Source organism: Spirosoma humi (assembly GCF_054776575.1).
In genome coordinates, this window is record NZ_BAAHBR010000003.1 from 69,628 (window position 1) to 83,555 (window position 13,928).

Here is a 13,928-nt window from a genome sequence, read left to right on the forward strand (position 1 = left end):
AGTTGAGATCACCGCCAATCGGTGGTAAACGAAGATACGGGAGAAGAAAGTAAGCGCGGCAATCCTACCTGTATTTATTCATTTCTTATAGCTAAAGTGCTGAATGTACAGATTTTCCCGAGCGATGGACTACACCGCAACGACTTCCTCTTTGATGCCGGGTTTCGATACGGCCCATAAGCCGATAAATGTGAATAAACCATTGAGCAGCAGCCGCTCGAAGCCAAACTGATAACCGCCAAACCAGGCCGCCGAGTGTTCGTTGACGTAATAGGTTAGGAGGGGTGAGACGATGCAGATCAAGGGCACAAAACGGTCCATAACCGGGCGTTTGCTGAAAATTCCGAAGGCATACAGGCCCAGCAGAGGCCCGTAGGTATAGCCGGCAATATCAAAAACAGCCGTGATGACTTCTTTGCTGTTGACCTGTCGAAAAACAATGATGACGATGTAAAACAGGATGGAAAAACCAATATGAACGATGTGTTTGATTCGGGAACGCTCCGTTTCGGGTCTGTTTTCGACGTTCATGAAGTCTACGCAAAATGAGGTCGTCAGGGCCGTTAGGGCCGAATCGGCGCTGGCGTAGGTCGCGGCTGTAATCCCCAGAAGAAACGTAATGCCCACCAGCAAGCCGAGGTGGTTCAGGGCAAGCATGGGGTACAGATCGTCGGTACGGGCAGGAATCGCGATGCCTTCACGCTGCGCATATACGTATAAAAGCACACCCAGCGACAGAAACATGAAGTTGACGACGACCAGGGTAACGGTAAACCAGAACATGTTTTTCTGGGCTTCGCCGATGTTCTTACAGGTCAGGTTTTTCTGCATCAAATCCTGATCCAGACCCGTCATGACAATGGCAATGAAGGTACCTGAAATAAACTGCTTGAAAAAGTTCTTGGGGTCGTTGGCATCCCAATAAAATACCTGCGACATTGAATTGTCCTTCACCGTCCGGACCAGATCACCGAACGAAAAGCCTAACTCTTTCGAAATCAAGACGATGGTCAGTACAACGGCCGTTACCAGAAACACGGTCTGTAGGGTATCTGTCACAATGATAGTCTTCACGCCCCCTTTGAAGGTATAGACCCAGATCAGGGCGATGGTAATCAGCACGGATACCTCGAACCGAACACCCAGCGGAGTAAACAAAGCAATCTGAAGCACCCCGGCGGCCACATAGAGCCGAACCGCTGAACCAACCGTGCGGGCCAGCAGAAAAAAACCGGCCCCGGCTTTATACGACCAGAATCCGAAGCGTTTTTCGAGATAGCCGTAAATGGAAATCAGGTTCAGCCGGTAGTAGAGCGGCATCAAAACTGAACCAATGACAAAGTAGCCGACAATGTAGCCCAGCACCACCTGAAAATACGAGAAACCGATCTTGCCTACGGCACCCGGTACCGAAATAAATGTGACGCCCGACAACGAGGTGCCAATCATCCCAAAGGCCACTAACCACCAGGGTGACTGTCGGTTGGCCGTAAAAAAAGCATTCGTGTCGGCCCCTCGGGCAGTGTAGAACGAAACAGCAATCAGCATCCCGAAATAAGCGATCAGAATGACTAAAGCGAGGGTGGTATTCATAGAAGATCAGGCAACTTTTTAAGCCAAAATTGGGTTCTTTTAAAGCGTGGCACTGGTTTTTTAAAGTGCCCATTTTGCCGTAAATTTGCTAAATAAATACGATTTTATCGCCTATGCAACCTTTTGAAGAAACCGGTGTGGACGTACTCGACGAAGTTGTTGAAACTGATGTCCATAACCTCGTAGTCTTCAACGACGAAGTCAACACGTTTGAGCATGTAATCGAAACGCTGGTTGATGTTTGCGGACATACGGCTGAGCAGGCCGAGCAATGTACGCTCCTCATTCACTACAAGGGTAAGTGTTCCGTAAAGAACGGTTCATGGGAAGAACTCGTGCCGATGCGCAACGAAATATGCCGACGCGGTATCAGCGCCGAGGTGTTGAATTAAAAAGCGAATGAGTGAAAGAGCGAAGCGCCCTGCTCACTCTAACGTTCTTTCACTCACTCGCTCCGCGTCGGCGGTCCGATTTCACTCTTTATTAATGGAATACCCATCCAAACTTATAGAAGACGCGGTGAACGAGGTGTCGAAACTGCCGGGAATCGGAAAGAAAACCGCTCTCCGGCTGGTACTGCACCTGCTCAAACGCGATGAAGAACAAACCGAAACGCTGGCCCAAAGTCTGACGGCCATGCGCACCAGGGTCAAATACTGTCGCAAATGCCACAACCTGTCCGATCATGACCTATGCATGATCTGCGCCAGTAACAAACGCGACCAGGCTATCATTTGCGTTGTCGAGGACACGCGCGATGTGTTGGCCATCGAAAACACGGCGCAGTATAAAGGGCTGTACCACGTGCTGGGAGGCATCATCTCACCCGTTGAAGGCATTGGACCAAGCGATCTACAGATCGACTCGCTCATTGCCCGGCTGCGTAGTGATGAAGGTGAACACGTACGCGAAATCATTCTGGCCATCAGCCCTACTATGGAAGGAGACACAACGGCGTTTTACCTTCAGAAAAAACTCAAGCCATTCAATCTCAAGATTTCGACGATTGCACGGGGCATCCCGATTGGGGGAGACCTCGAATATGCGGATGAAGTAACCCTCGGGCGTAGTATCGTCAGCCGGATTGCTTACGATTAATGGTTGATACCGACATGGGTCGGGGTTTCGAACGGGTTGCCGAATTAATTTTAGGCAGCGACCCGTCCGAAACCCCGGCCCATTCGTTTTCGGATACAAAAATCTCGTTTCTTTGCGTCTCTGGCCGTTGGTTTGTTGAACATTCGCCCATCCGGGCTGTTCAGTTTAACAACCTGTGAGGTCACAGACGCTTTTTTGTTTCCCCAAACCAACATTCGCATGAATCGCTCCGAGTTTTTAAAACTGGCCTTCGGTGCATCCGCCGGTTTAGTTGCCTTTCGTTCCTTAGGATTTGCGCCAGTACAGGCCGAAGGGCCCTTCAAACTGGCTCCGTTGCCTTATGACGCGGGTGCACTTGAACCACACATCGACAAGATGACGATGGAAATCCACCACGACAAACACCACAAAGCCTACGTTGATAACCTCAACAAAGCCGTTGCTGGAACGGACATGGCCAAGATGGATATCGACGCGTTGGTGAAAAGTGTGAGCAGTACGACGCCACCAGCCGTTCGAAATAATGCAGGTGGACATTGGAATCATACCTTCTTCTGGAACATAATAGGCCCCAATGCGGGTGGCGCACCAAAGGGCGCTCTGGCCGAAGCCATTAACAAGAAATATACGTCGTTCGATAACTTTAAAACCGAATGGGGTAAAGCCGCAACCGGCCGGTTCGGTTCTGGCTGGGTGTGGTTAATTAAAAATGGCAATGACGTTGAAATCGTTTCGACGCCGAACCAGGACAACCCATTGATGGCGCTGGCTGAGAAAAAAGGAACTCCTGTTCTGGGTCTCGATGTCTGGGAACACGCCTATTACCTGAAATACCAGAACCGGCGCCCCGAATACGTCACCGCCTTCTGGAACGTAGTCGATTGGAATAAAGTCGGCAAGCATTTCGGCGCGTAAATAAGTAGAGACGCATACTTGCGTCTCCTGCAACGTCGCGTCTCCTGTGCCGGATGGTTTTACTGACGCCAGAGAGACACGATACTACAGGAGACGCGACGTTACAGGAGACGCAAGTATGCGTCTCTACTTATTTACGTATTTTTGTAAAAATTGCTTTACGCCATGTCATCAGAAGAATTATACAATGAGATACCGTCGCTGGATTTGGCGGATTTTACATCAGGCGACCCCGACCGAAAAGCGAAATTTGTGCAGGATTTAGGCCGGGCATTCAATCAGATCGGCTTCGTTGCTATCCGAAACCATGGCTTGACCAGCGAACTGACGAAACGTCTTTATGATTCGGCAAAGACCTTTTTCTCGTCGCCCGACGCGCTCAAACAAAAATACGAACACCCGGAACTGAACGGACAGCGAGGATATATTGGGAAGGGCAAAGAAACGGCGAAAGGCTTTAAGGTGGCTGACCTCAAAGAGTTTTATCACATTGGGCAGCCCGATCCGGAGGGCGATATGCCTGCCAACGTACTCCCGGAAGAAGTTCCTGAATTTGGAGAAGCAACCGTAGCTGCCTATCGTACGCTCGAAAGCGCAGGCAAGCAACTCCTGCGCGCTATTGCGCTTTATCTGGAACTGCCCGAAACGTATTTCGATGATAAAGTAAAAAACGGCGACAGTATTCTGCGGGCACTGCACTACTTCCCGCTGGATCCTGATACAACGCCCGACGGTGCAGTCCGGGCTGCTCCCCATGGCGACATCAACCTGATCACCTTGCTGATGGGCGCGTCGGCCGACGGGCTGGAAGTGCTCCGGCGTGATGGAAAATGGATCGGTATTACGGCCCTTCCCGACCAGGTTGTTGTAAACGTGGGTGATATGCTGGATCGGCTCACCAATCATAAGTTGAAGTCGACGATTCACCAGGTCGTGAACCCGCCACGGGAGAAAATGAACCAGTCGCGGTATTCGATTCCGTTTTTCATGCACCCGCGTGCGGAGATGGATCTGACCAGTCTGGACAGTTGCATTGATGCCCGGCATCCGAAGATTTACGTAGATATGACGGCTGGCGAATTTCTGAACGAACGCTTAATTGAGCTTGGTCTCAAAAAGTAGCTATCTTCATGGTACTGTTTGATTGTCAGGTTCATTGACGAAATCGTGTACTGCCGATCAACCATTGCAGATAATCGCCCCGTATGCTTCCTTACCTGTCTACTGTTCAACCCGTACGCCGAATCCGCCTTTTCATCTTTCTAAAAGATGTGCTGATTCTGGCGCTGACGACGTTTGGCGGACCGCAGGTTCACCTGGCCATGTTTTACGAGCGGCTCGTGAAGAAACGCCGTTACCTGACCGAAGAAGAACTATTAGAGCTGAATGCGCTGGGGCAGGTGTTGCCAGGGCCAACCTCTACCCAGACCATTACGGCTATTGGCTTTAAAATTGGCGGGCCCAACCTCGCTTACATTACATTGCTGATTTGGGTCTTGCCCGCTGTCAGTATCATGACGGCCGCCGGAATGGCTATTTACTACCTGGAACAGCAGAAATTGTCTCTGCAGTTTGTCCGCTTCATTCAACCCATGGCCGTTGGATTTATGGTGGTAGCTGGTTACCGAATCGGGCAAAAAGTCATCAAAAATAAAACCAGTCTGGGGCTGGCCCTGCTGGCTGCGGTAGTGGCTTACATATTCCGGTCGCCGGTAATGACGCCCATCGTGCTGCTGGTTGGCGGCCTGACAACCGCGCTGACCTACCAGCAGCAGGAGCGAATGGAAAAGAAACCCCTGCATGTGCAGTGGGCCAATTTTTTTCTGTGGTTTGGGGTGTTCATTGGGGCGGCTACACTGGGGGCTTACACGCAGTTGCTACCGGTACGCTTGTTCGAGAATTTCTACCGGAATGGTAGTTTCGTTTTTGGCGGGGGGCAGGTACTGACGCCTTTGCTGTACAATGAGTTTGTCGCCTTCAAACACTACCTGACTCGTGAAGAGTTTTTGTCGGGACTTGGGTTAGTACAGGCGGTACCGGGCCCCGTTTTTGCGTTTGCGTCCTACATTGGTGCCCTGTCCATGCGAGACGCTGGGCTCAGCGGCCAGTTTTGGGGGAGTTTTATTTCGACGGCGGGTATTTTTCTACCCGGTACCTTTCTCATCTTCTTTGTCTACCGTTTTTGGGAGCAGTTAAAACGCTATCGCGTTGTGCGGGCGTCGCTGGAAGGGATTAATGCGGCCAGTACAGGCTTAACGGCTGCAGCCGCTATGGCCCTGTTTGAGCCAATGGCTCCCTACTGGCCATCGGTGGTGGTGGTAGTCCTGACCATTGGCGTTTTGTTGTACACCAAAATTCCGCCTTATGGGCTCATTTTTATTGGTTTGGTGGCAGGGGTAGTCCTATAGCGAATGTATACGAAGCCACTACACAATCAGCTAAAACACAGTTTATGAAAAAATACGCATTTGCCCTGTTGGGTTGGGCACTGGCAGTGGTCGGTTGCCAACAAGCCGATCGACCCTGCACGGAGCCTGTTGTTTCCACGAAGGCACCCCAGGAAGAAACTGTTCTGCTGAAGCAGTACATCGACGCCAACCATATCCCCGCCAAAGCCGATGATCGTGGTTTTTATTACACCATCGAGTCGCCCGGTTCGGGAAATAAACCAACGGCCTGCTCCAACGTGACCGTTAACTACAGCGGCAAACTCACAAACGGAAAAACCTTCGACAGTGCTTCAGGAATCAGCTTTACCTTAAATCAGCTTATTGTCGGCTGGCAGGAAGGTATTCCTCTGCTGGCTCCCGGCGGCAGCATTGTCCTTTATCTGCCCCCAAGTCTGGCTTATGGTTCGCAGGAGCAGGGCGAAATTCCGGCTAATTCCATTCTGGTTTTTAAGATCGACCTGGTTAAGGTCAACTAAAGAAGGAATGATTTTCTACCGTTTAACCACGGATCAATTTACATGGCTAAACGGTAGAAGACCCATGCATCACATCCATTCCCAGGCACTCTGGTATGCATTGAGACGCTCGGCATAGGTAATAAAGTCCGCATAAAACGGCAGCCCGGACAGGGTGGCGCTATCGCCAATAACGACCAGTTTCTTACGGGCGCGGGTCATGGCAACGTTCATTCGGCGTACGTCCGACAGAAAGCCGATCTCGCCCTGGTCATTGCTACGGGTCATGGAAATATACACAATATCCCGCTCCTGTCCCTGAAAGCTGTCGATGGTGTTGACGGCTATTTTAGGCCGATAAGACTCTAACTCCGGCGTGTGCAGCAGTTGTTCGTTCAGCAGGTTCAACTGTTGCTTGTAGGGTGAAATGATTGCAATACGCGGGAACGTCTCCGGGGTGTAATAAGGGCCTAATTCGCTGACAACATGCGTAAGGTGTTTGATCAAAAATGCAGCCTCGTCCGGATTGGTCGAGCTGGTTCCTTCTAGTTTCTCCTCAAATCCACAACCCGCCGTGTCGATAAAGACCAGCGAGCTGTCACCCGGAAACAGCGAATGGCTAGCGACCGATGCGTGCGCCCGCAATTGATTTCTATAAAACACCTGCGAAGAGTAACCCATGATGTGTTCGTGCATGCGGTATTGTTCTTCCAGCAGCGTGACGGCTTCAGGGTGCAGGGCCACGCATTTTTCCAGGAGCGTCGTACTAAGTCCTTTTCGGGCGGCCTCGCTCGACTTGATCGTTGGGGACAGTTGACAATGGTCGCCGGCCAGCACCAGTTTCTGCGCTTTCAGAATGGGTATCCAGCAGGCTGGCTCCAGGGCCTGTCCGGCTTCGTCGATGACAACCGTATGGAACCTGAGGTTACGAATCATGTACTGGTTCGAGCCGACCAGCGTCGCCGTGATAACCTGGGCTTTAGCAATCAGATCGTCAACAATATACTGCTCCGTATTACCCACATCCTTCATGATCCGGTGAGCCTCATCGAATAACGCTTTTCGCTGGTCGCGTTCAGCTTTGCCAAAACTGCGCTTGTATTTGTGCGCCATGTTCTTGAACTCATTCGCCTGTTTCTTAAGCTTTTTAGCTTCTTTCATTAGGCTATGCTCTGCCATTTTATGGTCCAGCGTGAGTGCCATCAACCGCTCCGATACGCGGGCTGGGTTGCCCACCCGAAGCACATTTAGACCTTCTTCGTGCAGCTTTTCACTCAACAGATCGACGGCCGTGTTGCTGGGGGCAACAACGAGAATCTTTTGATGATCCTGTTTGATCAGGGCTTTGATGGCCTGAACCAGTGTCGTCGTTTTGCCCGTGCCGGGTGGGCCGTGTACAATGGCTAACTCATTGGCCGATAGTATTTTCTCAACGGCCCGCAACTGGCTGTCATTCAGTTTTGGAATGGACGGTTTCGGGATCTCGAAATGGAAAGTTGGGGAGGCCTGGCCCGTCAGAATCGCCACCAGTCTATTCGTAGCCGCCTGATTCAGGGTGTTGGCTGTTTTAAGAGCCTCTTCCATTTCGTCGTAACTCTTATCGTCAAAGAGCATTTCGACACCCAGCTTACCATCCCGCGACCAGTCCGGCAATTCATCCGTAAGTAAGGTGATCTTAAGCCGATTGCCGCTCTGGTAGGCGATCGTACCCTCCACGCGATCGGTTTTAGGGTCGTGGTTGCTGAAAAACAGGGCAGGCATACCCGTTCGCAATTGATGCGATAAATCCTGATGTGTTGTTCGTTCTACTTCGACGGTTACGTAATCGCCCCGGCTCATTTCGGATCCTCTAATCGCGATGGGATACCAGGTCAGGCCATTGGCTCTGCGTTCGGCTAAGGAAGTGGTTTCGGTAAGTCTACGATACTGATTTCGATCTTCGTCGCGTTCTGCCTTTAATAAATCGAGCAGGTGTTTAAAATAATCCATTGACAAAGGTAGCCAATTAGTCAGGCGTCTTGAAGGGACAGCCCAGTCGATAGCTTTGCCTTTTGAGTTTTATTCAACGCCAGCTTAACAGGCTACTTATATTAAACACGCATTAAATGAGTATATATACTTGGATGCCATGCGATGAAAATGAGTATTTTTAGGGCGCATAGGCTAATCTGGTTTCACTATGACCATTCTCGTACACACAATTGACGCCAATAAACAGAGTAGATATTTCTCCTGGGGGTTCTCCCGGCTGGAACTTGCTTTTGATGTCCTGAATGCGATTGTAGCAACAGGGGCCAGCCTCACTAACGTTGAACTGATCGAAAAAGACAAGCGAACCCCGTTGCCTGTTCAGGCTTTTGACGGGGAGGACATCGCTTTCTCGACGGAAATCCAACGGTTAGAACGCGAATGGCAACAGCTTTTGCGCGTGACCATCAATGAGTGAGCTTATCGGTTCGTAGCGGAATAAATATGGGCGATCTGGTCCTTATAGTTTTCCCGAATTACTTTCCGTTTCAGCTTGAGCGTTGGGGTTAGCTCGCCTTTCTCGATCGTCCATTCTGTGGGCAACAGAACAAATTTCTTTACCTGTTCTACATGGTTGAAGAATTGATTGTACTCGTCAATTTCTTTTGTGAACAGCGCCAGAACAGATTTGTCCATTACCATGGCGTCGGCACCCGGATAGGTTTTTCCTTGCTGTGCATACCATTCTTTCAGGGCTTTGAAGGACGGGACAATCAGAGCACCAACAAATTTTTCGCCTTCGCCCACGACCATGATTTGCTCGACCCATCGGCTTTCCACCAGTTTGTTCTCAATGGGTTGAGGAGCCACGTATTTGCCTCCGCTGGTTTTGAAGAGTTCTTTCTTGCGGTCGGTAATCGTTAAAAATTTACCGTCAACCAGCGTACCGATGTCGCCGGTATGAAGCCAGCCATCTATAATGGTTTCGGCGGTTAAATCGGGGCGTTTGTAGTAGCCCATCATGATGTTTGGGCCTTTACAGAGAATTTCACCATCGTCGGCAAAGGCAACCTCAACGTTTTTCAGTAGTGGCCCTACAGTACCGAACATCCGGTTGGCGTCGCTGTGGCGGTTTCCGCTGATGATGGGCGACGCTTCTGTCAGGCCATAGCCCTCCATGATCACAATCCGGGCGGCTCCAAACAGTTTCAGCAACCGTACCTGGCAGGCGGCTGCACCGGTGATGATGGCACGTATCTGCCCACCCAATGCTTCGCGCCATTTGCTGAAAACGAGCCGGTTCGCCAGCGCCAGTTGAAGCCGGTAGCTTAGCGATTGGGGTGCGTTAAGCTCAAATTTTTCGCCCAGTCTCAACGCCCAGAAAAAGAGACTCCGTTTGATGCCCGTCAATTCTTCGCCCTTCGCCAGAATACCTTCGTAAATCTTTTCGAGCAGCCGGGGTACGGTGGTAAAATGGGTGGGTTGAACATCCCGCAGGTTTTCACCAATGGTATCCATGCTCTCCGCGTAGTAAATGGCGGCCCCACCGTAAATATAACAGTAGGTGGCCATTCGTTCGAAAGCATGGTTAAGGGGTAAAAAGCTAAGAGCTTTTTGGCCCTGAATGCCGACCTCTCTCAACAAAATGGAACTGCTAAAAACGTTGCTTAGGATGTTGTGGTGCGAAAGCATCACACCTTTAGGAGTTCCCGTTGTACCAGAGGTGTATAGAATTGTAACCAGATCTGCCGGGGTTATTGTCTGCCGCTGCTTTGTCAGTTGCGTTTCAAGCTTCGGTGTGAGTGCCACCAACAATTCCCGCCAGTGCCGTACACCGGAAACCTGATCGAAGGCAAAGATCGCTTGTAAATGAGGTAGGTTATGCTGAATGCTGGCCACTTTACGGGCTAGCGTCTCATCTCCGGTAAACACCAGTTTTACGGCGGCATCCTGTAAGATGAATTGAAGTTCGGTGGGATTGATGGTTGGATAAATAGGGACTGAAACGGCTCCTGTTTGTTGAATAGCCAGGTCAGCCAGCATCCATTCGGGCCGGTTTGCGCTGAGGATGGCAATTTTATCGCGCCCTTCGGCCGTTCCATCGCCTTCGTTTATGCCCAGCGTCAGCAAGCCCGCGCTGAGCTGACAGACCAGGTTACTGACTTCCTGTGTACTATAATGGCGCCATTGACCTGCTTCCCTGGCGCACAGCATATCGCTGAGCGGGAAGTGTTGTTGCTGGTACGTCAGGCACTCAAACAGCAGATTCGGTTCGTTCATCGAAGCCCAGATTAATGTATCGGTTTAGTAATAACGATTTATTGGCAAATAAAGGTTTTATACCTCCCTCTGGCCGGGAAATCCACCACGCCAGTGCGCCTGCGTAAAGTTTCCGGTTAGCCTCCCCGTAGCTGTGCCATTACCAGGTAGATGCGGCTCCATCTGTTGGGTAAACGAATTTAAACGCCCCTTTTTTTGAGACTTTTTTAACACTCCACCGTGCACGGAGTTCTCTACAGGAAGCGGTGGCCTACTACGCTGCCAAACCATAAACCTACACATCCGAATGACCATTGAACTATATGCCAGCCCCCAAACGCGGACCGAATCGAACCCTCCCGAATCGCCCGTCTCGAACTTAAAAGGTGAGTTGCCCGAAGCGGAGCCAACGCTGGACTTCGGCGACCTGATCAATACGTTCGACTCCCGCGAGGAGGCCATTTCGTTTCTTGAAAAGCAGGCAGCAGAGCGAAATCAGGAACTTATCAAAACCGAAAGCGGCCCCTTCGATGCCTATACGCATGTCGAATGGCTTACCGTCGAGATTTTAACCGAAGGCAAACAAACCGAAAGTATGAATTATTATCTGGTTACCGATGAAGGGTATTGATGCAATTAGATATACCAGGTGCCCGCTGAGATGAGCTTATTCCGGCCCCCTACGTTGAGCTGGTAATGACCGTTTTCCAGCGACCCATCGAGGTAAATGTATGATTTACGGCCCAGTTGAAAACCCTGTTCGACAGTTGCCTTAATTTTGGTTTGCTGGTGCGCTAATAAGTAAGCCAGAAAACAACCATTGGCGCTTCCCGTGGCGGCATCTTCTGACAGTTTGTTATTTTCAGTCAGAAGCATTCGTGTATTGAATGAATTACCTGCTTCGTAAACATCGTTCGTGAAGAAGAACAGGGAGGTTGAGTGACCGGTTTTGCTGTTCGTTCTGTACATGTTCCGGGCCAGCAGAAAGTCTCTGAACGACTCAAACGTAAGCGTCAGATTGTCGATGGCTTCCCGGTTTTTTAGCGGAATGATAATGTAAGGTAGCCCTGTACTGACTTCCTGGACAGGCAGTGATGGATCGATGTCGTCGAACCTGATGTTCAACTCGGCTGATACTTCTTCATGCGTAAACGTACGCCTGAACTCAGGTTGCGCCTGACGCATGAAGAAAATACTTTCGTCCAGATTAGTTGGCTCCAGAACCTCAATCTCTAAATCCAAATGAGCCAGTTCCAGCGTCAGTCGGCTTGGAGCCTGCGGCAGAATGAATTTGGCAATTACATAACTCGTTCCCAGCGAAGGATGGCCCGCAAAGGGAACCTCATGCTCGGGGGTAAATATGCGAACAACAAAGCGAAGGTTATCCTTGACGGCTTTGATGAAAGTTGTTTCAGCAAAGTTTATTTCGAGGGCTATCCGCTGCATTTGCTCATCGGAGAGCTGGTTGTCCAGATCGAGAAAAACGGCGAGTTGATTGCCTTCGTATTTGTTGTTAGCAAATACATCGACAATGTAAAAGTTGATTCCCTGCATGCTCTTGTTTGAAGGTGTTGACTGAACGGTTGACTAGCAAAAACGCTCCTTAGCTTGTAAAACTAAAGAGCGTTTGTTGAAAGATTACCTGATCAGGTTTTCTTTAGTGGGGTAGGTTTGAGAACCTACCCCGCGAGGTTTCTTAAAATCGAGCTGTACGAACCGTTCGGTTTTAAGAAACCTCACAAAGGCAGATTTAAGAATCTGCCCCCACTAAAGAAAACGGATTAATTACAACTCGTCCGAGAGGAATTTCCGGATGGTCTGGTGGGGACGTAAGCCCGGCGCTTTTCCATTTGCACCGTTTGCAGCTGGCGTACCGGCCGGGCGGGCTTCGTTCGTCCGGTTACGGTTACCGTTCTGAAGAGCCAGCATCTCTTTGCGAAGCTGCCGCTGCTCATCATCGCTCAAAACAGTGCGGGTTGCTTCGCCTTGCCCGTAGCCGTCGTTGAAATTGCTGATGCGGCTGTCCGTTTGCGCTAGTTTGAGTTCAGCCAGTAATTCATTGAGTTCGGCAGTTACAGCCTGCCGTTGCTCTTTCAACTCCGCTAGGTCGGGTAGCAAATCCAGGTTGTGCTGCAATACGTTTTGCTGAGTTCGTTGTTCGGCTAATTCAGCCTCAAGCGGAGCCATTTCTTTATCCAGACGTTTCAACCGACGGCGCAGTTTCCAGAGTTTGATATCTGCCTGCAGCCATCGGAACCAGAACGCCGAGATCACCGGCAAGGCAATTCCCAGGCACACAGCACCCGCCAGCGCGAACAGGATGCCACTTAAAACAAACGAAAGCAAAGCCCATGGACTGTTGACCAGCGCCAGATTCAACTCGCTCGACTCGCTGAGCTGCTTTTCGATTTTGTTTATGGTTGCCGGGCTAAGAACTTGTGTAGTTGCCGAAGGGTCCGTATTTAGCTGAAGTTGCCGGACCGACTTGTTAATAGCCGATTTAAGCTGATCCGTACGGTAAGCTTCATACCGAAACCAGCCCAGTACGGCCAGCGTAACAACCGCAAATACGGCCAGCGCAATCTTGAACTGCCCGTATTTACGTCCGTTTTTTTCAGGATCCTCCTGATACGGTTTCTCGATAAGCCGGTCATAGGCCGGTTTGAGCAGGATAGACACCATGGCCAGACCAACGGCAAAGGCCCAGGCTTCGTTGGTGTTGCGAATGTTGAGAGCATACGCCACAATCTCGTGCGAAATAATCAGATCGCCCGCGAGAAACGAAATACCCGCCACCAAAAATAACAACCCCGCAAACAACGAATAATCCGGCGCGGCTTTGGCCCGGCGCTCACGTAACGTATCCTGATCAGCGAGCACAATTTGCCGGTCTGCTTCACGCTGGCCTACTTGTTTAGCCAGCCGCTCTACCTGGAGGGTATGGGTTTGTAAGGTAGCAAAAGCCGCTCGGTTCGCTTCGGTAGCTTCCGAAAGTTGTTGATTAAGGGTAGCTACCTCCGTCCGCTTCTCGTCAATTCGTTCCGTAAGCCAGTCTGTATTGATCTGGCTCGATAAGTATCCTTCGTATGTTTCCCGATTAACGCCTTCCACACCGCTCGTATAACCGTGCTGAAAGTCTGGGTTGTTTGTTGGCTCCATAAAGAATGAGTAACGATGAATTAAAAAAACA

The 13,928-nt window shown here is 50.4% G+C and carries 14 protein-coding genes; 9 read left to right on the forward strand and 5 right to left on the reverse strand.

The window, feature by feature from the left end; all coding sequences use genetic code 11:
- Positions 1 to 129: 129 nt before the first annotated feature.
- Positions 130 to 1,593, reverse strand: coding sequence for a sodium:solute symporter (locus ACYU8Y_RS03940; protein WP_460934419.1), 1,464 nt, complete (start codon positions 1,591 to 1,593; stop codon positions 130 to 132).
- A 113-nt stretch (positions 1,594 to 1,706) separates the two neighbouring features.
- On the opposite strand from ACYU8Y_RS03940, the gene ACYU8Y_RS03945 reads away from it, so the two are divergent.
- The 7 genes from ACYU8Y_RS03945 (at position 1,707) to ACYU8Y_RS03975 (ending at position 6,532) form a co-directional block, all read left to right on the forward strand.
- On the forward strand, positions 1,707 to 1,985 hold the full coding sequence (locus ACYU8Y_RS03945) for an ATP-dependent Clp protease adaptor ClpS (RefSeq protein ID WP_460934421.1): 279 nt from the start codon (positions 1,707 to 1,709) through the stop codon (positions 1,983 to 1,985).
- Between the two features lie 94 nt (positions 1,986 to 2,079).
- The gene (gene recR / locus ACYU8Y_RS03950) at positions 2,080 to 2,691 is read left to right on the forward strand and encodes a recombination mediator RecR (RefSeq protein ID WP_460934423.1); all 612 of its coding nucleotides are present in this window, start codon (positions 2,080 to 2,082) and stop codon (positions 2,689 to 2,691) included.
- Complete coding sequence (locus ACYU8Y_RS03955; protein ID WP_460934425.1) at positions 2,691 to 2,870, forward strand: hypothetical protein; 180 nt, start codon at positions 2,691 to 2,693, stop codon at positions 2,868 to 2,870. The genes recR and ACYU8Y_RS03955 overlap by 1 nt, the downstream gene beginning before the upstream one ends.
- Before the next feature lie 40 nt (positions 2,871 to 2,910).
- Positions 2,911 to 3,606, forward strand: coding sequence for a superoxide dismutase (locus tag ACYU8Y_RS03960; protein WP_460934427.1), 696 nt, complete (start codon positions 2,911 to 2,913; stop codon positions 3,604 to 3,606).
- Between the two features lie 165 nt (positions 3,607 to 3,771).
- Positions 3,772 to 4,728: an isopenicillin N synthase family dioxygenase gene (locus ACYU8Y_RS03965; RefSeq protein WP_460934429.1), complete on the forward strand. Its 957-nt coding sequence runs from the start codon at positions 3,772 to 3,774 to the stop codon at positions 4,726 to 4,728.
- A gap of 83 nt (positions 4,729 to 4,811) precedes the next feature.
- A complete protein-coding gene (gene chrA, locus ACYU8Y_RS03970) occupies positions 4,812 to 6,014 on the forward strand; it encodes a chromate efflux transporter (protein ID WP_460934431.1) in 1,203 nt (400 codons plus the stop codon).
- A gap of 44 nt (positions 6,015 to 6,058) precedes the next feature.
- A complete protein-coding gene (locus ACYU8Y_RS03975; RefSeq protein WP_460934433.1) occupies positions 6,059 to 6,532 on the forward strand; it encodes an FKBP-type peptidyl-prolyl cis-trans isomerase in 474 nt (157 codons plus the stop codon).
- Between the two features lie 69 nt (positions 6,533 to 6,601).
- Here the strand turns inward: ACYU8Y_RS03975 and ACYU8Y_RS03980 are convergent, their stop codons facing one another.
- Positions 6,602 to 8,500, reverse strand: coding sequence for an AAA domain-containing protein (locus ACYU8Y_RS03980; protein WP_460934435.1), 1,899 nt, complete (start codon positions 8,498 to 8,500; stop codon positions 6,602 to 6,604).
- A gap of 190 nt (positions 8,501 to 8,690) precedes the next feature.
- On the opposite strand from ACYU8Y_RS03980, the gene ACYU8Y_RS03985 reads away from it, so the two are divergent.
- Positions 8,691 to 8,957 (forward strand): hypothetical protein, encoded by a 267-nt coding sequence (locus ACYU8Y_RS03985; protein WP_460934437.1) that lies wholly within the window; start codon positions 8,691 to 8,693, stop codon positions 8,955 to 8,957.
- 2 nt (positions 8,958 to 8,959) lie between these two features.
- Here the strand turns inward: ACYU8Y_RS03985 and ACYU8Y_RS03990 are convergent, their stop codons facing one another.
- Positions 8,960 to 10,759 carry an AMP-dependent synthetase/ligase gene (locus ACYU8Y_RS03990; RefSeq protein WP_460934439.1) on the reverse strand — a complete coding sequence of 600 codons (1,800 nt, stop codon included), beginning with the start codon at positions 10,757 to 10,759 and terminating at the stop codon, positions 8,960 to 8,962.
- A gap of 286 nt (positions 10,760 to 11,045) precedes the next feature.
- On the opposite strand from ACYU8Y_RS03990, the gene ACYU8Y_RS03995 reads away from it, so the two are divergent.
- Complete coding sequence (locus ACYU8Y_RS03995; RefSeq protein ID WP_460934441.1) at positions 11,046 to 11,369, forward strand: hypothetical protein; 324 nt, start codon at positions 11,046 to 11,048, stop codon at positions 11,367 to 11,369.
- A 5-nt stretch (positions 11,370 to 11,374) separates the two neighbouring features.
- Here the strand turns inward: ACYU8Y_RS03995 and ACYU8Y_RS04000 are convergent, their stop codons facing one another.
- Both ACYU8Y_RS04000 and ACYU8Y_RS04005 read right to left on the reverse strand, forming a co-directional pair.
- A complete protein-coding gene (locus tag ACYU8Y_RS04000; RefSeq protein WP_460934443.1) occupies positions 11,375 to 12,292 on the reverse strand; it encodes a PhzF family phenazine biosynthesis protein in 918 nt (305 codons plus the stop codon).
- A 231-nt stretch (positions 12,293 to 12,523) separates the two neighbouring features.
- Positions 12,524 to 13,897: a LapA family protein gene (locus ACYU8Y_RS04005; RefSeq protein ID WP_460934445.1), complete on the reverse strand. Its 1,374-nt coding sequence runs from the start codon at positions 13,895 to 13,897 to the stop codon at positions 12,524 to 12,526.
- Positions 13,898 to 13,928 lie beyond the last annotated feature (31 nt).